The organism is Streptomyces sp. NPDC104581, from assembly GCF_055583685.1.
The window spans coordinates 106,504-125,986 of record NZ_JBVJNN010000008.1 but is presented as its reverse complement, the minus strand read 5'-3'; the positions used below and the strand labels follow the sequence as shown (position 1 = coordinate 125,986).

Genomic DNA, 19,483 nt, shown 5'->3' with positions numbered 1-19,483 from the left:
CAAACAGAGCGGGCGCAGGCGACCGAGTGACCGCCCCCCCCCCCCCCCCCCCCGCCCCCCCCCCCCCCCACCCCCACCCCCCCCCCCCCCCCCCCCCCCCGCTCGCGTTCGCGCCTGAACGCGGCGAATTCGACAAGTGGGCGTCTTCTTACCCGTATGGGGGCGCGCGGTCCCGGCCGAGCGTGTAGCTTGCCGGGTCAGGAGGGCCGGGGGGCCCTTGTGCCTGGGGGGATGGGACTGCTCGATGGGCATACGGCTCATGGTGATTGACGACCACCGACTGCTCGCCGAGGCGCTCGCCTCGGCCCTGAAACTGCGCGGGCACCGGGTGCTCGCCGCCGCCGCGCCCACGGCCGGCGCCGCCGAACTGGTCGTGAGCCGGGCGCCCGAGGTGTGCCTGATGGGGACGGCGGCACCGGCCGGCCCCGGTGCCTTCGACCCGATCGTACGGATCCGGCGCGACCGCCCGCAGGTGGCGGTCGTGGTCCTGGGGCCGGTGCCCAGTCCGCGCGGTATCGCCGCCGCCTTCGCGGCCGGGGCGTGCGGGTACGTACGGCAGGACGAGCGCATCGAGGGCGTCGAACGGGCCATCGTGAAGGCGCGGGCGGGCGACGCGGCCGTGGCGCCGGGGCTGTTGCAGGGGGCGTTCACGGAACTGCTGAATCCGGTGGCGCAGCCGGACGACGAGGGGCAGCGGCTGCTGCGGATGCTCACACCGCGCGAGATCGAGGTGCTGGTGCGGGTCGCCGAGGGGGAGGACACCCGGCTGATCGCCGCGGGGATGGGGATCGCGCCGAGCACCGCCCGTACCCATGTGCAGCGGGTGCTGATGAAGCTGGGGGTGGGCTCCCGGCTGGAGGCGGCGGCGCTGGCCGCGCGGACGGGGCTGCTGGACCGGGCCATGAACGAGTGATCGCCGGTCCGGCCGCCGGGTGGGCGGCCGGACCGGCGACCGGGCCGGGCGCGGCGGCGAGCCGCGCGGCGGCGCTACTTCCCGGCGTCGGGCGCGCCGGGCTCGTCCTCCGCGGCAGGCGGCGGTATCTCCGTCGGGCGCAGCTTCATCCAGCCCAGGAAGAACAGGCCGAGTGCCAGCATCGCCAGCCCCGTCCAGAGGTTGATGTTGACGCCCTCGGCCTTCTCCATGTCCGCGTCGGAGACGAGGACACCGGCGACGGTGACGATCACCCCGTACAGCGTGAACAGACCGCCGATGATGAGCCGGATGTCGAACAGGCGGGCCGCCGTGGCGGACCTGCCCTCCAGTTCGGAGACTTCTTTGTGCAGGTCGGACATGATGTGTGCCTCCGTTTCGGTCAGAACGAGTACGGGATGTAGCAGGCCGCGGCGAGGACGATCGCACCCCAGCCGAGCAGGGCGGGCTTGCGGTACCAGGCGTCGTCGCCCTCGGCCGGCGGTTCCGCCATGCCGGGCGATGTCGTCCCGTAGACCAGGCCCGCGAGTTCGGCCTCCGGCTTCGGCGCGGTGAACAGCGTGACGGCGACCATCACGACCGCGCCGGCGACGAAGCCGACGATCGCGGAGACGAAGTTGGCGCCCTGGTCGCTGGGTATGTCGATGACGCCCTGCTTGTAGATCCAGAAGTAGTTGACCATCGCGGCCGTCGTACCGGCGACCAGGCCCCAGGCACCGGACTTCATCGAGGCGCGCTTCCAGAACATGCCGATGATGAAGACCACGAACATCGGCACGTTGAAGAAGGAGAACAAGGTCTGGAGGTAGCTCATGATGTTGGAGAAGCTGGCGGCGATGAAGGCCGTGCCGACGGACGCCAGCACACCGATCGCGGTGATCAGCCGTCCGAAGCGCAGGTAGTACGTGTCCTCCCGGTCCTTGACGACGTACCGCTGCCAGATGTCGGTGGTGAAGACGGTGTTGAACGACGACACGTTCGCCGCCATGCCGGCCATGAAGGCGGCCATCAGACCCGTGACGGCGAGCCCGAGCACCCCGTTGGGGAGCAGCTCCTGCATCAGCAGCGGTATCGCGTCGTTGTACGTGAGGTCCGAGCCCGCCGTGCCTATCTTCGGCACGATCACGGCGGCCACCAGGCCCGGGATCATCACCGCGAAGACGATGAAGATCTTCGGGAACGCGGCGATCAGCGGGGTGCGCTTGGCGGCGGAGAGGTTCTTCGCGGAGAGCGCGCGCTGCACCTCGGCGAAGTTGGTCGTCCAGTAGCCGAAGGAGAGCACGAAGCCGAGGCCGAGGATGATCGTCAGCCAGTTGGCGCCGAGCGGGTTGGCGTCGCCGATGCCCGTACCGCCCCAGGCGCTCAGGAAGTTCTCCCCCTTGCTCGCGGTGAGCGAGTCGGTGAGACCGTCCCAGCCGCCGACCCGCTTGAGGCCGAGGACGGTCAGCGGGATGAGCGCGGCGAGGATGACGAAGAACTGGAGCACCTCGTTGTAGATCGCCGAGGAGAGGCCGCCGACCGTGATGTACGCGAGGACGAAGAACCCGGCGACGACGATCGAGACCCACTGGGGCCAGCCGAGCAGCGCCTCGACCACGATCGACAGGGCGTAGAGGTTGACGCCCGCGATGAGGATGGCGGCGAAGGCGAAGAGGACCGAGCTGAGCAGGTGCGCCGACTTGTCGAAGCGCTGGAGCAGGAACTCGGGGACCGACCGCACCTTGGAGCCGTAGTAGAAGGGCATCATCACCAGGCCGAGGAAGACCATGGCGGGGATGGCGCCGATCCAGTACCAGTGGACGACGGCCACGCCGTACTGGGCGCCGGTCGCGGCCATGCCCAGGATCTCGGTCGCGCCCAGGTTGGCGGCGACGAACGCCAGGCCGGTGACCCAGGCGGGCAGTGATCTGCCGGAGAGGAAGAAGTCGAGGCTGGTCTTGACACTCGCCCGGGCCGCGAATCCGATGCCGAGGACCACGATGAAGTAGATCGCCAGGATCGCGTAGTCGAGGCCGTTCGTGGGGAGCCGAAGTCCTTCGGCCAGATAGTACGTGGGGGACTGCATGGGGGTACCCGCTTCGTCGCGTGAACGTTTCGTCGGTGGAGCGTGCAATGGCTCCGTCGGAACTTACGCCTCCTACTAACGAAAATGAACACTTTCAATGGTGTTCTTTGTTTGATCGTGATCGAGTGCCGCAGGCGTTGACGTGGGTGTTGGCTCGTGGTTAGTTATGTTTAGTTCTGTTTGAGTGCGGGCTCGGGTGCGGCCGGAGGAAGAAGACGATGAAGAAGACGGTGACGTCGCTCGCCGACGGCCGGGAGTTGATCTACTACGACTCCCGCGACGACGCCGTACGAGACGCCGTCGACCGGCGGCCACTCGAACCGATCTCCACCGCCTCCGCGATCCGCCGCGATCCGCTGCTCGGCGACGCGGTCGCCGTCGCCTCGCACCGCCAGGGCCGCACCTACCACCCGCCGGCCGGCGAGTGCCCGCTCTGCCCCACCGACACCGCCGCGGGACGGCTCAGCGAGATCCCCGACAGCGACTACGACGTGGTCGTCTTCGAGAACCGCTTCCCCTCCCTCGCCGGGGACTCCGGACGCTGCGAAGTCGTCTGCTTCACCTCCGACCACGGTGCCTCCTTCGCCGATCTCACCGGGCGACAGGCCCGTCTCGTCCTCGACGCGTGGACCGACCGCACCGCCGAACTGGCCGAACTCCCGCAGGTGGAGCAGGTGTTCTGCTTCGAGAACCGCGGCCCCGAGATCGGCGTGACCCTCGGGCATCCGCACGGGCAGATCTACGCGTACCCCTTCGTCACCCCCCGAACCGAACGGATGTCCCGATCGGTCGCCGAGCACCGCGCCGCCACCGGGGGCAACCTCTTCGACGACGTCCTGGAACGCGAGCGGGCCGGCGGACGGGTGGTCCTCACGGGTGAGCACTGGGTGGCGTTCGTGCCGTACGCGGCGCACTGGCCGTACGAGGTGCACCTCTACCCGCTGCGCCGGGTGCCGGACCTGCGGGGCCTCGACGAGGCGGCCCGCGCCGAGTTCCCCGCCGTCTATCTGGAACTGCTGCGGCGCTTCGACCGGATCTTCGGCGCGGACGAACCGCCGACGCCGTACATCTCCGCCTGGCACCAGGCGCCGTTCCGCCAACCGGGGCGCCACGACTTCGCACTCCACCTGGAACTTTTCACCATCCGCCGGACGTCGGGCAAGCTGAAGTTCCTCGCGGGATCCGAGTCCGGAATGGACGTCTTCATCAACGACGTGCCGCCGGAGACCGCGGCCGAGCGACTGCGAGAGGTAGCGAGCGCGTGAGTGGCAAGTATCTGGTGACGGGCGGCGCGGGGTATGTCGGCAGCGTGGTCGCCGCGCATCTGCTGGAGGCCGGGCGCGAGGTGACCGTCCTCGACGACCTCTCCACCGGCTTCCGGGAAGCCGTCCCCGCGGGCGCCGAGTTCATCGAGGGCCGGGTCCACGACGCGGTCAAGTGGCTCGACCCGTCCTACGACGCGGTCCTGCACTTCGCCGCGTCCTCGCAGGTCGGCGAGTCCGTCGCCAGGCCCGAGAAGTACTGGGACAACAACGTCGGCGGCTCGATGGCGCTGCTGGAGGCCATGCGCGCGGCGGGCGTGCGCAAGCTCGTCTTCTCCTCGACGGCCGCGACGTACGGAGAGCCCGTCTCCACCCCGATCACCGAGACCGATCCGACCGCGCCGACCAGCCCCTACGGCGCCACCAAGCTCGCCGTCGACCACATGATCGGCGGGGAGTGCGCGGCGCACGGGCTCGCCGCGGTCTCCCTGCGGTACTTCAACGTCGCGGGCGCGTACGGCGGTTACGGCGAGCGCCACGACCCGGAGTCGCACCTGATCCCGCTCGTCCTGCAAGTCGCCCTCGGCGCACGGGAGTCGATCTCCGTGTACGGCGAGGACTACCCGACCCCGGACGGCACCTGTGTGCGCGACTACATCCATGTCGCCGACCTCGCCGACGCCCATCTGCTCGCCCTGACGGCCGCCGCCGAGGGGGAGCACCTGATCTGCAACCTCGGCAACGGCAGCGGGTTCTCCGTCCGCGAGGTCATCGAGACCGCACGTACCGTCACCGGGCACCCGGTGCCGGAGGTCGCGGCAGCACGCCGTGCCGGTGACCCCGCGGTCCTGGTCGCCTCCGCCGCCACGGCGCGCGAGCGACTGGGCTGGGCCCCGAGCCGCGCCGACCTGGCCGGGATCGTCGCGGACGCGTGGGCGTTCGCACGCCGAGAGGAGACACACGGGTGAGTGGTCCGAGCGTGGCCGACGGGTTCCAGGAGCTGTACGGCGCGGCGCCCGAGGGTGTGTGGGCCGCGCCGGGCCGGGTCAATCTCATCGGTGAGTACACCGACTTCAACGACGGCTTCGTGATGCCGCTCGCGCTGCCGCACACCGCCGTCGCGGCGGTCTCGCGGCGCACGGACGGCGTGCTGCGCGTGCACTCCGCCGATGTCCCCGGCGGGGTGGTGCGGCTCGCCGTCGACGAACTGGTGCCGCGCTCGGACACCGGATGGGCCGCGTACCCGGCGGGCGTCGTCTGGGCGCTGCGCGAGGCGGGCCACGAGATACCCGGCGCCGACATCCATCTCGCGTCGACCGTGCCCACGGGCGCGGGACTCTCCTCGTCGGCGGCGCTGGAGGTCGTGACCGCGCTCGCCCTCGACGAACTCTACGGACTCGGCCTCCCGGCACCCGAGTTGGCGGTCCTCGCCCAGCGCGCCGAGAACGTCTTCGTCGGTGTCCCCTGCGGCGTCATGGACCAGATGGCCTCCGCCTGCTGCACCGACGGGCACGCGCTGTACCTCGACACCCGCGACCTCTCACAGCGCCAGGTCCCCTTCGACCTCGCCGCCGTCGGGCTCGAACTGCTGGTCGTCGACACCCGGGTGAAGCACTCCCTGGGCGACGGCGCGTACGCGGAGCGGCGCGCCGGCTGCGAGACGGGCGCGCGGGCGCTCGGCGTGCGCACGCTGCGTGAAGTCGAGTACGCGCGTCTGCCCGCGGCACTGGAGAAGCTGGCGGACGAGGAGGAGAAGGTACGCCGCTGCGTCCGGCATGTCGTGAGCGACAACCACCGGGTGGAGCGGGTCATCGGCCTGCTCGACGCGGGCGACGTCCGGTCGGTCGGGCCGGTCCTGGTCGAGGGCCATGTCTCGCTCCGCGACGACCTGCGGGTCTCGTGCGCGGAACTGGACCTGGTGGTGTCGTCGGCGGTGGCGGCGGGCGCGCTCGGCGCGCGGATGACGGGCGGCGGCTTCGGCGGCTCGGCGATCGTCCTGGTCGAGACGGCGGACGCGGACACGGTGACGAAGGCGGTCCTGGAGGCGTTCGCGGCGGCCGGTCACACGGCGCCCCGGGTCTTCCCGGCGGTCCCGTCGCGGGGGGCGCGCCGGGTCGGCTGAGGAGCCGGTCAGACCAGACGCTTGATGAAGAGGAACTCCGTGACGCCGGGCGGGTAGTCCGGGACGTGGCCCGCCAGGTCGTACCCCTGCCGTCGGTAGAACGCCGGCGCCTGGAAGTCCCAGGTCTCCAGGCGCGCGTGCGTGCAGCCACGGGCGCGGGCCAGGTCCTCCGCCTCCATCAGCAGGCGCGAGCCGAGGCCGGTGCCGCGGTGGGTCTCGTCGATCCACAGCAGATCGACATGGAGCCAGCGCGCCCACACATGGGCGGCGAGACCGCCCGCCAGCGTGCCCGCCGACTCGTCCACCAGCCACACGTGCAGCGGGAACTCCTCGTCGTCGGCGGACCCCCGCAGTTCGCGCAGGACGGGGGAGCGGGCCGTGTTGGTGTCCCGCATCCGCTCCAGCAGCAACGCCCTTCGCTCGTTGTCGACTTCGGTCTCCAGACGGAACATGCGTCCCACACTAACCAGACGTCGCCGATCAGTTCTGCAAATAGTCTTCCGCTCCCGGCGACCGCCCGTACCCTGATGCACAGCACCGGTGGGGGCCGGTGCTGATCAGGGAAGCGAGACAGTCGGGTACGACGCCCGGGGTGGGTGGGCAGCCGCACGGCGGCGGCCGTGGCGGCACCAGTGTCCACGTGACGCGAACTCACCCCACCGGGCGCCGTACCCGCGTCGTCCGCGCCCCGACATCTGGGGGTGTCAATTGGTGCGTATCAGGGTTCTCGTGGTGGACGACCACCGCATATTCGCCGAGTCACTGGCAGCCGCCCTCGCGGCGGAGCCCGACGTGGACGTCGCGGCCGCCGGCAGCGGTCCCGCCGCGCTGCGCTGTCTCGAACGGGCGGCGACGGAGGGGCGCGCGTACGACGTGATGCTGGTCGACGCCGATCTGGGCATCGCCGCGGGTGCGGGCGGCGGTCCGGTGGCCCGCGCCGTACCCGACAGCGGCGAGGCGGGTCTCGGGCTCGTCGACGGGATCTCGCTGGTCGCGGGCGTCCGTTCGGGACAGCCGTCCGTGCGCTGCGTGGTCCTCGCGGAGAAGGACGACCCGGGCCGCGCGGCACTCGCGCTCCAGGCGGGCGCGTCCGGCTGGGTCGCCAAGGACTGCTCGCTCCAGCGGCTGCTGGCGGTGATCAGGGGCGTCCTGCGGGACGAGACGCATCTGCCGCCCGCGCTGCTCACGAGCGTCCTGCGGGAGCTGACCGCCGCGCGCAAGCACCGCACGGACAGCGAGCGGCTGGTCGACTCGCTGACACCGCGCGAGCTGGAGGTCCTGCGCTGCATGGTGGCGGGCCTGGGCCGCAAGGCGGTGGCCGAGCGCCTCTTCCTGTCCCCGCACACGGTCCGTACGCACATGCAGAACGTGCTGGGCAAGCTCGGCGTCCACTCGACACTGGCGGCCGTGGCACTGGCCCGCCGCGCGGGAGTGGGCCCGGCCGACCTGGGCGACACCGACGCGGTACGGGTGGGCTAGGGCCTGTTCCCGGGGACGCCGACTGCGGCCTCCCGCGTTCCGTGCGACGGGGCACGGCCCGCGAAGTCCGGCTCGGCGGGCGGTGTGGCCGGGCTCGGGCGGGCGTCTTGTGACGGGCCGCGCGGCGCGGGGGCGGGTGCGTTCGGGGTGAGGGTGTCGTGCGGCGGTGTCAGCCCGGGATGTTGTCGAACGGCGCGGTCAACCGGCGCAGCAGCGCCGCCAGTTCGCCGCGCTGGCCGCGTGACAGCTCCGCGAGGATCGCGCGCTCCTGGGCGAGCAGCCCGGCCAGCGCCTGGTCGGCGCGGTCGCGCCCCTCGGGGGTGAGCCGTACGAGGACCCCGCGCCGGTCGCTGGGGTCGGGCAGCCGCTCGACCAGGTCCTTCTTCGCGAGCCGGTCGATGCGGTTGGTCATCGTGCCGGACGTCACCAGGGTCTGGGTCAGCAGCTGACCGGGGGAGAGCTGGTACGGAGCGCCGGCCCGCCGCAGCGAGGTCAGCACGTCGAACTCCCACGGCTCCAGATTGTGCTCGGAGAACGCGAGGCGCCGGGCCCGGTCGAGATGGCGCGCCAGCCTGCTGACGCGGCTGAGCACCTCGAGTGGCTCCACGTCGAGGTCCGGTCGCTCCCGGCGCCATGCTGCGACCAGACGGTCGACCTCGTCCTCCATGGCGATCAGTGTAAAGGGTCTGTCGACATGAAGTCTCTTGACGTCAAGATATACTTGTGTGCAGGCTTGGGCATGGTCGGGCGCGGACGGGAATCCGCCCGTCCGCTCCGTATCCCGAGGGGACTTCGTACATGCATTCGGCAGCGACTCCGGCACCCACCCCGGCATCCACCTCCGCACCGACCTGGGACCCGCAGCAGTACCTCCACCACTCCGTGCACCGCACCCGCCCGTTCCTGGATCTGCTGGGCCGGATCCCCGAGCTGCCCACCGGGAACCGGCCCGCCCGGATAGCGGACATCGGCTGCGGCCCCGGCAATGTCACGGCGCTCCTCGCCGAACGGTGGCCCACGGCGCACATCACCGGCTTCGACCTCTCCCCCGCGATGCTGGAACGGGCCGAGAAGGAGTACGCCGGCCCCACCCCCGGCGGCGGCCTGCTGGACTTCCGGCCCGCCGACGCCGCGCACTGGACCCCCGACGAGCCGTACGACCTGATCGTCTCCAACGCCGCGCTCCAGTGGGTCCCCGACCACGCCGAGTCCTTTCCGCGCTGGATCGAAGGCCTCACCCCCGGCGGCACCTTCGCCTTCCAGGTCCCCGGCAACTTCACCGCCCCCAGCCACGCGCTCCTCGGGGAGCTGTGCGAGACCCCGCGCTGGAGCCGCCGCCTCGACAGCCACGGGCGGCGCTTCGTACACATCCTGGACCCGGCCGACTACCTGCTGCGCCTCACGGAGCTGGGCTGCACGGCGGACGCGTGGGAGACCACGTACCTCCAGCTGCTCTCCGGCGAGGACCCGGTGCTCGACTGGGTCAAGGGCACCGCGCTGCGGCCCGTCCTCACCGAACTCGCCGACGACCCGGAGGCGGCGGCGGAATTCCTCGGCGAGTACGGCGACCTGCTCCGCGAGGCGTATCCGCCCGGCCCGCACGGCACGGTGTTCCCGTTCCGCCGGATCTTCGCGGTGGCGAGAAAGCGCGCCTGACCGGCTCCGGTGCCGGCGGCCGGCCGGACGGACGGACCCGAGGGTGGCCGAGGAGGGCGGGGGCCGATCCGCCGGAGCGCTCCGGCGCCCCGGTGGCCGGACCCCGGCTCCGGCCTCACACCTTGCGGTGTCCTATCAGCCGCGGCTTGGCCTCCAGATTGCCCAGCCCGTGCCAGGCCAGATTGACCAGGTGCGCCGCCACCTCGTTCTTCTTCGGGCGGCGGGTGTCCACCCACCACTGCCCCGTCAGCGCCACCATGCCCACCAGGGCGTGCGCGTACAGCGGGGCGAGCTTCGGGTCGAAGCCGCGCGCCTTGAACTCCATGCCGAGGATGTCCTCGACCTGCGTGGCGATGTCGCTGATCAGCGAGGCGAACGTGCCCGTCGACTGCGCCACCGGCGAATCGCGGACCAGGATGCGGAAACCGTCCGTGTACTCCTCGATGTAGTCGAGGAGCGCGAACGCCGCCTGCTCGCACAGCTCCCGCGGATGGCCCGCCGTCAGGGAACTCGTCACCATGTCGAGCAGCTGGCGCATCTCGCGGTCGACCACGACCGCGTACAGGCCCTCCTTGCCGCCGAAGTGCTCGTAGACCACCGGCTTGGAGACGCCCGCCTTCGAGGCGATCTCCTCCACCGACGTGCCCTCGTAACCCTTCTCGGCGAACAGGGTGCGGCCGATGTCCAGCAGTTGCTCGCGACGCTCCTTACCGGTCATCCGCACCCGGCGGGAGCGCCGGGCGGGCGCGCTCGGGGTCCGGCTCTTTTCGGTGTCCCTCTTACCGCCGTCGATCGCCACGTCGCCAATCATGCCGCGTTGGGATGGTCAATTTTCCGCCGGGCGTCCAGCCGGGCGGCGTCGGGCCAGCGCACGCTGTGCACCCAGCCGAACGCCTCGAACCACCGGATCAGCCGGGCGCTGGAGTCGATCTGACCTCGCAGCACACCGTGCCGGGCGCTCGTCGGGTCCGCATGGTGCAGGTTGTGCCATGACTCTCCACAGGACAAGACCGCCAGCCACCACACATTGCCTGACCGGTCACGGGACTTGAACGGCCGCTTGCCCACCGCGTGACAGATCGAGTTGATCGACCACGTCACGTGGTGCAGCAGCGCCACCCGTACCAGCGAGCCCCAGAAGAACGCCGTGAACGCGCCCCACCACGACATCGTCACCAGCCCGCCGACCAGCGGCGGGATCGCCAGCGACACGAACGCCCACAGCAGGAACTGCCGCGAGACCCGCCGGATCGCCGGATCCCTGATCAGATCCGGCGCGTACTTCTGCTGCGGAGTCTGCTCCTCGTCGAAGAGCCAGCCGATGTGCGCCCACCACAGCCCCTTCATCAGGGCGGGCAGCGTCTCGCCGAACCGCCACGGCGAGTGCGGGTCGCCCTCCGCGTCCGAGAACTTGTGGTGCTTGCGGTGATCGGCGACCCAGCGGACCACCGGCCCCTCCACGGCCATCGACCCCGCCACGGCCAGCGCGATCCTGAGCGGGCGCTTCGCCTTGAACGAGCCGTGCGTGAAATACCGGTGGAAGCCGACCGTGATGCCATGGCAGCCGATGAAGTACATCGCCACGAGCAGACCCAGATCGAGCCAGCTCACCCCCCAGCCCCAGACCAGCGGAACGGCGCCGACCAGGGCGATGAAGGGCACGACGATGAAGAGGAGCAGCGTGATCTGCTCCAGCGAACGCTTGTTCTCCCCGCCGAGCGTGGCGGAGGAGGTGGGCGGGGTGGGGGGAGCGGAGGAACCGTCCGGCGCAGGCTGAGCCTGTGAGGAGTCGCCGAGAACGTCAGGGCTTGTCGACATGGGTGTGTCCCCTGGAGGTGTGGAATGCGGCAATCTGCCCGTCTACGGGCGCGTAACCTACGGCAACGTAAGTATGGCAGCGAAGAGGCACGCGACAAGGGGCCTGTGGATAACGACGCGCAAAGGACACCTATCCTTGTGACGTCGGACAGCGCGGTCCGGTCGAACAATCTCTCCAGAACCTTCTCCTCCCGACGTGCTCGAACACTGCAAGGAGCCGCACCTGTGAGCAGTGCCGACCAGACCCCGACCGCCGACCGGCCGACGACAGACCGGCCGTCCCACACCGAGGGCGCCACCTCCAACGTCGAGCTGCGCTCCGACATCCGCCGGCTCGGCGACCTCCTAGGCGAGACCCTCGTACGCCAGGAGGGCCCCGAACTCCTCGACCTCGTCGAGCGTGTCCGCGCCCTCACCCGCGAGGACGGCGAGGCAGCCGCCGCGCTGCTCGGCCACACCGACCTGGAGACCGCCGCGAAGCTCGTCCGCGCCTTCTCCACCTACTTCCACCTGGCCAACGTCACCGAGCAGGTCCACCGCGGCCGCGAGATGCGCGACCGCAGGGAGGCCGAGGGCGGGCTCCTCGCCCGGACCGCCGACCGTCTGAAGGACGCCGACCCGGACCATGTGCGGGCCACCGTCAAGAACCTCAGCGTCCGCCCCGTCTTCACCGCGCACCCCACCGAAGCCGCGCGCCGCTCCGTACTGAACAAGCTGCGCCGCATCGCCGAACTCCTCGAACTGCCCGTCATCGCCGCCGACCGGCGCCGCCACGACCTGCGGCTCGCCGAGTCCATCGACCTGATCTGGCAGACCGACGAGCTGCGCGTCGTACGGCCCGAACCCGCCGACGAGGCCCGCAACGCCATCTACTACCTCGACGAACTGCACGCCGAAGCGGTCGGCGACGTCCTGGAGGACCTCGTCGCCGAACTCGAACGCGTCGGCGTCGAACTGCCCTCCGGCACCCGCCCCCTCAGCTTCGGCACCTGGATCGGCGGCGACCGCGACGGCAACCCCAACGTGACCCCCGCCGTCACCTGGGAAGTACTGATCCTCCAGCACGAACACGGCATCACCGACGCGCTCGAACTCATCGACCAGCTGCGCGGCCAGCTCTCCAACTCCATCCGGTACGCGGGCGCCACCCAGGAACTCCTCGACTCGCTCGCCACCGACCTCGACCGGCTGCCCGAGATCAGTCCCCGCTACAAGCGCCTCAACGCGGAGGAGCCGTACCGCCTCAAGGCCACCTGCATCCGGCAGAAACTCGTCAACACCCGCGAGCGCCTCGCCAAGGGCACCCCGCACAGCGAGGGCCGCGACTACCTCGGCACCTCGCAGCTCCTGGAGGACCTCACCCTCATCCAGGAATCCCTGCGCTCCCACCGCGGCGGCCTCTTCGCGGACGGACGCATGGACCGCACCATCCGCACCCTCGCCGCGTTCGGGCTCCAGCTCGCCACCATGGACGTACGCGAGCACGCCGACGCCCACCACCACGCGCTCGGCCAGCTCTTCGACCGCCTCGGTGAGGAGTCCTGGCGGTACGCGGACATGCCGCGCGAGTACCGGCAGAAGCTCCTCGCCAAGGAGCTGCGCTCCCGCCGCCCGCTGGCCCCCACCCCCGCGCCCCTCGACGCCGCCGGCGAGAAGACCCTCGGCGTCTTCCACACCGTCAAGCAGGCGTTCGAGCGCTTCGGCCCCGAGGTCATCGAGTCCTACATCATCTCGATGTGCCAGGGCGCCGACGACGTCTTCGCCGCCGCCGTCCTCGCCCGCGAGGCCGGACTCGTCGACCTCCACTCCGGCTGGGCGAAGATCGGCATCGTGCCGCTCCTGGAGACCACCGACGAGCTGCGCGCCGCCGACATCATCCTCGACGAGATGCTCGCCGACCCCTCCTACCGGCGGCTCGTCTCACTGCGCGGCGACGTCCAGGAGGTCATGCTCGGCTACTCCGACTCCTCCAAGTTCGGCGGCATCACCACCAGCCAGTGGGAGATCCACCGCGCCCAGCGCCGACTGCGCGACGTCGCCCACCGCTACGGCGTACGGCTGCGCCTCTTCCACGGCCGCGGCGGCACCGTCGGCCGCGGCGGCGGCCCCTCGCACGACGCGATCCTCGCGCAGCCCTGGGGCACCCTGGAGGGCGAGATCAAGGTGACCGAGCAGGGCGAGGTCATCTCCGACAAGTACCTGATCCCGGCCCTCGCCAGGGAGAACCTGGAACTGACCGTCGCCGCCACCCTCCAGGCGTCCGCGCTGCACACCGCGCCCCGCCAGTCCGACGAGGCGCTGGCTCGCTGGGACGCCGCCATGGACACCGTCTCCGACGCGGCCCACGGCGCCTACCGCAAGCTCGTCGAGGACCCCGACCTGCCCGCGTACTTCTTCGCCGCGACCCCCGTCGACCAGCTCGCCGACCTCCACCTCGGCTCCCGCCCCTCCCGGCGCCCGGACTCCGGCGCCGGACTCGACGGGCTGCGCGCCATCCCGTGGGTCTTCGGCTGGACGCAGTCGCGGCAGATCGTGCCCGGCTGGTACGGGGTGGGCTCCGGTCTCAAGGCGCTGCGCGAATCGGGTCTCGACCCGGTCCTGGACGAGATGCACGAACACTGGCACTTCTTCCGGAACTTCCTCTCCAACGTCGAGATGACCCTCGCCAAGACCGACCTGCGGATCGCCAGGCACTACGTCGACACCCTGGTGCCCGACGAGCTGAAGCACGTCTTCACCGCCATCGAGGCCGAGCACGCGCTCACGGTCCGGGAGGTCCTGCGGATCACCGGCAACGACCAGCTGCTGGGCTCCAACCCGGTGCTGCGGCAGACGTTCGCCATCCGCGACGCCTACCTCGACCCGATCTCCTATCTCCAGGTCTCGCTGCTCGCGCGCCAGCGCGCCGCAGCGGCCCGCGAGGAAGCACCCGACCCGCTGCTCTCGCGGGCACTGCTGCTGACGGTCAACGGAGTGGCGGCAGGGCTGCGCAACACCGGCTGAGCCGACGACGGAGCCGGGCGGACGACGGAGCCGGGCGCCGGACGGGGCCGGGCGCCGGACGGGGCCGGGCGCCGGACGGGGCCGGGCGCCGGACGGGGACGACCCGTCCGGCGCCCGGCTCACCGTTCAGAGCGCGAAGAACGCCCCCGCCAGGAGCAGCGCCCCCGCCAGCGCCGTACCCCACGCCGTACGCGTCAGCCGCATCCCGCCGCCGACCACCGGCGCCGCCAGCAGCAGCGCGCCGCCCAGCGGCACCCAGGCCAGCAGGACGCCGGACGAGCCCGCCCGGACCAGCTCCTCGGTGCCGGGTTTGAGCACCACCTCGTACTCCCGGCCCTTCTCCACCGCCACCGACCGCTCTATCGGCGCCCCCGCACGCGGTGGCGGCGGCCCCTCGGGGTCGTATGTGCCCGTACAGGTCGTCTCACCGCACTCGGTGACCGACAGCGTGCCGTGCTCGCGGCCCTTGGAGAGCAGCACGTGCTGCGCCGAGTCCCAGGACGTCCAGAAACCCGCGACGAGCAACAGCCCGGCGACGCACGCCATCGCGACGCGGCGGCCCACCGACAGGGCGAGTTGGGAGGAGGAGCTCGGCTTCATGGACCGCGATCCTTGGCCATCCGGACGCGGTCGGTCAACTTGTGGCCGACAAATGGCCGTTGTTGTCAGGAGTTGTACGCGCTCTGCGCGCGCTCCAGCCCCTCCGTCACCAGACACTCGACGGCGTCGGCCGCCCGGTCCACGAGGAACTCCAACTCCTTGCGCTCCACCGACGAGAAGTCCTTCAGTACGAAATCGGCCACCTGCATCCGCCCCGGCGGCCGGCCGATCCCGAAGCGGACCCGGTGGTAGTCGGGGCCCATCGACTTGGTCATCGACTTCAGACCGTTGTGCCCGTTGTCCCCGCCGCCCAGCTTCAGCCGCAGGACGCCGTAATCGATGTCCAACTCGTCATGGATCGCCACGACATGGGCCGTCGGCACCTTGTAGAAGTCACGCAGCCCGGCGACCGGCCCGCCGGACAGATTCATGTACGACAGCGGCTTCGCCAGCACCACCCGCCGGCTGCCCGGCCCCATCGGCCCCACCCGGCCCTCCAGGACCTGCGCCTGTGCCTTCTGCGCGCGCTTGAACGAACCGCCGATCCGGCCCGCGAGGAGATCGGCCACCATGAAACCCACGTTGTGCCGGTTGGCCGCGTAACCAGGGCCGGGATTGCCCAGGCCCACGATCAGCCACGGGGCGGTGACATCGGTCGTCATCTGCGCTGCGCCTCCTCAAGGACGGAAAGAACAACGGGGTGGGGGGGACGGCCCGCCACCCCGTCGGGCAAAGCGATCTCGGGACTCGCCGGAGGCTCAGGCCTCGTCGGCGGCCTCGTCCTCGGCGTCCTCGGCCGGCTCCTCGGCCTGCGCGGCCAGGACCTGGATGACGACCGCGTCCTCGTCCGTCACCAGCGTCGTGCCCTTGGGCAGCGTGACGTCCTTGGCGACGACGGAGGCACCGGCCTCCAGGCCCTCGACGGAGACCGTCAGGGACTCGGGGATGTGCGTCGCCTCGGCCTCCAGGGTCAGCGTGCTCAGCACGTTCTCCAGCAGGAACGGACCCGGGGCCAGCTCGCCCTCGGTCAGCACCGGGACCTCGACCGCGACCTTCTCGCCGCGCTTCACCGCGAGCAGGTCGACGTGCTTGATGAAGCCCTTCAGCGGGTCACGCTGGACGGCCTTGGGGATCACCAGCTCCTTGCGGCCCTCGATGTCGACGCTCAGCAGCGCGTTGGCCGTCTTGAGCGCCATCATCAGGTCGTGACCCGGCAGCGTGATGTGAACGGGGTCGGCGCCGTGACCGTAGACGACCGCCGGAACCTTGTTCTCACGGCGGGTGCGGCGGGCAGCGCCCTTGCCGAACTCGGACCGGACCTCAGCGCTGATCTTGACCTCAGCCATGGCTGCACTCCTCGTAGATGGTTCATGGGTGACGATGGGACCGCTGGTCACCCGGCCGCGACAGCCTGCTACGAAGAGCGCGTCGATAACGGACAACCGCTGATGAAAGCGGCCTCCCTCGCCGAGCAACTCCGTGAGTCTACCCGGCGGGAAGGCCGCCCCGGAAATCGATCTTCCGCACCCGACGCGCGGCCGTGCCACGCCTCCGTGCTACGCCTGCTCGTCGAAGAGGCTCGTCACCGAACCGTCCTCGAACACCTCGCGCACCGCACGCGCGATCGTCGGCGCGATCGACAGCACCGTGATCTTGTCCATCTCCAGATTGCCCGGATCCGGCAGCGTGTCCGTGAAGACGAACTCGCTGACCTTCGAATTCTTCAGCCGGTCCCCGGCCGGACCCGACAGCACACCGTGCGTCGCCGTCACGATCACGTCCTCGGCGCCGTGCGCGAACAGCGCGTCCGCGGCGGCGCAGATCGTGCCACCGGTGTCGATCATGTCGTCCACCAGGACACAGACACGGCCCTCGACATTGCCCACGACCTCATGGACCGTCACCTCGTTGGCGACATCCTTGTCGCGGCGCTTGTGCACGATGGCCAGCGGGGCGTCGAGCCGGTCGCACCAGCGGTCCGCCACCCGCACGCGGCCGGCGTCCGGCGAGACCACCGTCAGCTTCGACCTGTCCACCTTCGTCGCCACGTAGTCCGCCAGGATCGGCAGCGCGAACAGGTGGTCCACCGGGCCGTCGAAGAAACCCTGGATCTGGTCCGTGTGGAGATCCACGGTCAGAATGCGGTGCGCGCCCGCCGTCTTCATCAGGTCCGCCACCAGACGGGCCGAGATCGGCTCACGGCCGCGGTGCTTCTTGTCCTGCCGGGCGTAACCGTAGAAGGGGACGATCACCGTGATGCTCCGGGCCGACGCCCGCTTCAGAGCATCGATCATGATCAGCTGCTCCATGATCCATTTATTGATCGGAGCCGTGTGGCTCTGGATCAGAAAGCAGTCCGCGCCACGGGCCGACTCCTGATAACGCACATAGATCTCGCCGTTGGCGAAATCGAAAACCTTGGTCGGCACTATTCCGACACCCAGCTGATGGGCGACGGCCTCGGCCAGCTCGGGGTGGGCGCGGCCGGAAAAGAGCATCAGCTTCTTCTCGCCGGTCGTCTTGATCCCGGTCACAGCACAGTCTCCTCAGACGTGTTGATTGCCGCTGCACCCGCGCGTCCCTGCGAGCCAGCCGAACGTGAGCACCTATCACGGTACGCGCTGCACGAGGCGCCTGTTTCCGGTCAGCTTTCGACCGAGAGCGCCTCGGCCGCCGCGGCGGCGGCCTGCGCGGCGGCGCTGCCCGGCCGCTTACGGGCCACCCAACCCTCGATATTCCTTTGCTGGCCCCGCGCGACGGCCAGCGAACCCGAGGGGACGTCCTTCGTGATGACCGACCCGGCGGCAGTGTAGGCACCGTCCCCGACAGTGACAGGCGCCACAAACATGTTGTCCGAGCCCGTCTTGCAGTGTGAGCCGATCGTCGTGTGGTGCTTCGATTCGCCGTCGTAGTTCACGAACACGCTCGCCGCGCCGATGTTCGTCTGCTCACCGATCGTCGCGTCACCCACGTAACTCAGGTGCGGCACCTTCGAACCCGCCCCGAGCGTCGCCTTCTTCATCTCCACGAACGTGCCGGCCTTGGACCTCACGCCCAGCTTCGTACCCGGACGCAAGTACGCGAACGGGCCCACCGAGGCCGACTCGCCCACCTCGGCGTCGACGGCCACCGTGTTGTCCACCCGCGCGCCCACACCCACCCTGGTGTCCGTGAGCCGCGAGTTGGGGCCCACCTCCGCGCCCTCCGACAGATGCGTCGAGCCCAGCAGCTGCGTACCCGGGTGCACGACCGCGTCCGGCTCGTACGTCACCGTCACATCGATCAGCACCGAACCGGGATCCACCACCGTCACCCCGGCCGTCATCGCCCGCTCCAGCAGCCGCTCGTTCAGCAGCCCGCGCGCCGCCGCCAGTTGTACGCGGTTGTTGATGCCCAGGATCTCCCGGTGATCAGCGGCCACCGAGGCGCCGACGCGGTGCCCCGCCGACCGCAGGATGCCGAGGACGTCGGTCAGGTACTCCTCGCCCTGGCTGTTGTCCGTGCGGACCTTGCCGAGCGCGTCCGCGAGGAGCCGCCCGTCGAAGGCGAACACCCCCGAGTTGATCTCCCGTACGGCTCGCTGCTCCTCGGTCGCGTCCTTGTGCTCCACGATCCCGACGACGGCGCCGCTCGCCCCGTCCCGCACGATCCGCCCGTAGCCGGTCGCGTCCGGCACCTCGGCGGTCAGCACGGTGACGGCGTTGCCGTCCTTCTCGTGCCGCGCGGCGAGCGCGGCGAGCGTGGCGCCGGAGAGCAGCGGGGTGTCGCCGCACACGACGACGACGGTGCCGTCCGGGGCCCGCCCCAGCTCCTCGACGGCCATCCGGACGGCGTGGCCGGTGCCGTTCTGCTCGGCCTGGTACGCGGTCCGCACCCCGTCGTACGAGGCGGCCAGATGCCCCTCGACCAGCTCCCGGGCGTGCCCGACGACGACGACGAGATGCTCCGGCTCCAGTTCACGCGCGGCGGAGACGACATGACCGACGAGCGAGCGCCCGCAGATCTCGTGCAGGACCTTGGGCGTCTTCGACTTCATGCGGGTGCCCTCACCCGCTGCGAGAACGACGACGGCGGCCGGGCGGTTGGCGCTCACGGGAATGCCCTTCGGCTTCGGATGCTCGGGGTGGCTGACATCCGCAGGATACCGGGGGGTTTCGGGACGGAAACGAAGGCGGGTCCTGACCGGAGAGGTCAGGACCCGAGAAGCCGGCTCCCCCGCCAGGACTCGAACCTGAACTGGTGGTACCAAAAACCACAGTGCTTGCCGATTACACCACGGGGGAATATCACGACCTAAACGGACATTCTTTCAGGTCGTTGATTCTGCACCCAACACTATGCCGTACCAGGCGCCCTCCGTGCGACGGTACAGATCGGCACGTTTGGTTACTCGGTCCGGCGATACGCCTTGTCCTTGGAGCCGTAGCTCCCGCGCCCTCGCCCCGGCTCGAATGTGTGCTCGGTTCGCCGGATCGGTGTGGTCGAGGCCCTTTCCCCTTGTGCGGGGCCCGTTCGCGTGCTGATCGCACTCGCCGGAAATTGAGTCG

Annotated in this window: 18 protein-coding genes and 1 tRNA gene; 7 read left to right on the top strand and 12 right to left on the bottom strand. The window is 70.5% G+C overall.

The window, feature by feature from the left end; all coding sequences use genetic code 11:
* Positions 1-244 precede the first annotated feature (244 nt).
* Positions 245-913, top strand: coding sequence for a helix-turn-helix transcriptional regulator (locus tag ACZ61E_RS09810; protein WP_469699031.1), 669 nt, complete (start codon positions 245-247; stop codon positions 911-913).
* A 74-nt stretch (positions 914-987) separates the two neighbouring features.
* On the opposite strand, the gene ACZ61E_RS09805 is transcribed toward ACZ61E_RS09810, so the two are convergent.
* The gene (locus ACZ61E_RS09805; protein ID WP_469699030.1) at positions 988-1,293 is read right to left on the bottom strand and encodes a hypothetical protein; all 306 of its coding nucleotides are present in this window, start codon (positions 1,291-1,293) and stop codon (positions 988-990) included.
* A 20-nt stretch (positions 1,294-1,313) separates the two neighbouring features.
* Entirely contained in the window at positions 1,314-2,996 is a 1,683-nt protein-coding gene (locus ACZ61E_RS09800) for a sodium:solute symporter family protein (RefSeq protein ID WP_469699029.1), read from the bottom strand.
* A 218-nt stretch (positions 2,997-3,214) separates the two neighbouring features.
* Between ACZ61E_RS09800 and galT the strand changes: the two genes are divergently transcribed.
* From galT to galK, 3 genes are read left to right on the top strand one after another with little or no spacing between them, the layout of a single operon-like run.
* The gene (gene galT, locus ACZ61E_RS09795) at positions 3,215-4,261 is read left to right on the top strand and encodes a galactose-1-phosphate uridylyltransferase (RefSeq protein ID WP_469699028.1); all 1,047 of its coding nucleotides are present in this window, start codon (positions 3,215-3,217) and stop codon (positions 4,259-4,261) included.
* Positions 4,258-5,226, top strand: coding sequence for a UDP-glucose 4-epimerase GalE (gene galE, locus ACZ61E_RS09790; RefSeq protein ID WP_469699027.1), 969 nt, complete (start codon positions 4,258-4,260; stop codon positions 5,224-5,226). The genes galT and galE overlap by 4 nt, the downstream gene beginning before the upstream one ends.
* Entirely contained in the window at positions 5,223-6,380 is a 1,158-nt protein-coding gene (gene galK, locus ACZ61E_RS09785; RefSeq protein WP_469699026.1) for a galactokinase, read from the top strand. Before galE ends, galK begins: the two co-directional genes overlap by 4 nt.
* Before the next feature lie 8 nt (positions 6,381-6,388).
* Here galK and ACZ61E_RS09780 read toward each other — a convergent pair whose 3' ends face one another.
* A complete protein-coding gene (locus ACZ61E_RS09780) occupies positions 6,389-6,832 on the bottom strand; it encodes a GNAT family N-acetyltransferase (RefSeq protein ID WP_469699025.1) in 444 nt (147 codons plus the stop codon).
* A 256-nt stretch (positions 6,833-7,088) separates the two neighbouring features.
* On the opposite strand from ACZ61E_RS09780, the gene ACZ61E_RS09775 reads away from it, so the two are divergent.
* A complete protein-coding gene (locus ACZ61E_RS09775; protein WP_469699024.1) occupies positions 7,089-7,859 on the top strand; it encodes a LuxR C-terminal-related transcriptional regulator in 771 nt (256 codons plus the stop codon).
* Between the two features lie 169 nt (positions 7,860-8,028).
* On the opposite strand, the gene tamR is transcribed toward ACZ61E_RS09775, so the two are convergent.
* Entirely contained in the window at positions 8,029-8,526 is a 498-nt protein-coding gene (gene tamR, locus ACZ61E_RS09770; protein ID WP_023541172.1) for a MarR family transcriptional regulator TamR, read from the bottom strand.
* A gap of 131 nt (positions 8,527-8,657) precedes the next feature.
* Here tamR and ACZ61E_RS09765 point away from each other — a divergent pair, with 131 nt between their 5' ends.
* A complete protein-coding gene (locus ACZ61E_RS09765) occupies positions 8,658-9,515 on the top strand; it encodes a trans-aconitate 2-methyltransferase (RefSeq protein WP_469699023.1) in 858 nt (285 codons plus the stop codon).
* A gap of 115 nt (positions 9,516-9,630) precedes the next feature.
* Here the strand turns inward: ACZ61E_RS09765 and ACZ61E_RS09760 are convergent, their stop codons facing one another.
* Together ACZ61E_RS09760 and ACZ61E_RS09755 are read right to left on the bottom strand one after the other, a co-directional pair.
* Positions 9,631-10,326: a TetR family transcriptional regulator gene (locus ACZ61E_RS09760; protein ID WP_469699022.1), complete on the bottom strand. Its 696-nt coding sequence runs from the start codon at positions 10,324-10,326 to the stop codon at positions 9,631-9,633.
* Positions 10,323-11,333: an acyl-CoA desaturase gene (locus ACZ61E_RS09755; protein WP_469699021.1), complete on the bottom strand. Its 1,011-nt coding sequence runs from the start codon at positions 11,331-11,333 to the stop codon at positions 10,323-10,325. Before ACZ61E_RS09755 ends, ACZ61E_RS09760 begins: the two co-directional genes overlap by 4 nt.
* A gap of 225 nt (positions 11,334-11,558) precedes the next feature.
* On the opposite strand from ACZ61E_RS09755, the gene ppc reads away from it, so the two are divergent.
* Positions 11,559-14,336 carry a phosphoenolpyruvate carboxylase gene (gene ppc / locus ACZ61E_RS09750; protein ID WP_469699020.1) on the top strand — a complete coding sequence of 926 codons (2,778 nt, stop codon included), beginning with the start codon at positions 11,559-11,561 and terminating at the stop codon, positions 14,334-14,336.
* Positions 14,337-14,462: 126 nt separating this feature from the next.
* On the opposite strand, the gene ACZ61E_RS09745 is transcribed toward ppc, so the two are convergent.
* From ACZ61E_RS09745 to ACZ61E_RS09720, 6 genes are all read right to left on the bottom strand, one after another.
* Positions 14,463-14,936 carry a hypothetical protein gene (locus ACZ61E_RS09745; protein WP_469699019.1) on the bottom strand — a complete coding sequence of 158 codons (474 nt, stop codon included), beginning with the start codon at positions 14,934-14,936 and terminating at the stop codon, positions 14,463-14,465.
* Between the two features lie 65 nt (positions 14,937-15,001).
* Positions 15,002-15,598: an aminoacyl-tRNA hydrolase gene (gene pth / locus ACZ61E_RS09740; protein ID WP_469699018.1), complete on the bottom strand. Its 597-nt coding sequence runs from the start codon at positions 15,596-15,598 to the stop codon at positions 15,002-15,004.
* A gap of 96 nt (positions 15,599-15,694) precedes the next feature.
* Positions 15,695-16,282 carry a 50S ribosomal protein L25/general stress protein Ctc gene (locus tag ACZ61E_RS09735; protein ID WP_469699017.1) on the bottom strand — a complete coding sequence of 196 codons (588 nt, stop codon included), beginning with the start codon at positions 16,280-16,282 and terminating at the stop codon, positions 15,695-15,697.
* A gap of 210 nt (positions 16,283-16,492) precedes the next feature.
* Positions 16,493-17,470: a ribose-phosphate diphosphokinase gene (locus tag ACZ61E_RS09730; protein WP_469699016.1), complete on the bottom strand. Its 978-nt coding sequence runs from the start codon at positions 17,468-17,470 to the stop codon at positions 16,493-16,495.
* A gap of 110 nt (positions 17,471-17,580) precedes the next feature.
* A complete protein-coding gene (glmU, locus tag ACZ61E_RS09725) occupies positions 17,581-19,029 on the bottom strand; it encodes a bifunctional UDP-N-acetylglucosamine diphosphorylase/glucosamine-1-phosphate N-acetyltransferase GlmU (RefSeq protein ID WP_469699015.1) in 1,449 nt (482 codons plus the stop codon).
* 117 nt (positions 19,030-19,146) lie between these two features.
* Positions 19,147-19,219 (bottom strand) — tRNA-Gln (locus ACZ61E_RS09720).
* Between the last annotated feature and the right edge of the window lie 264 nt (positions 19,220-19,483).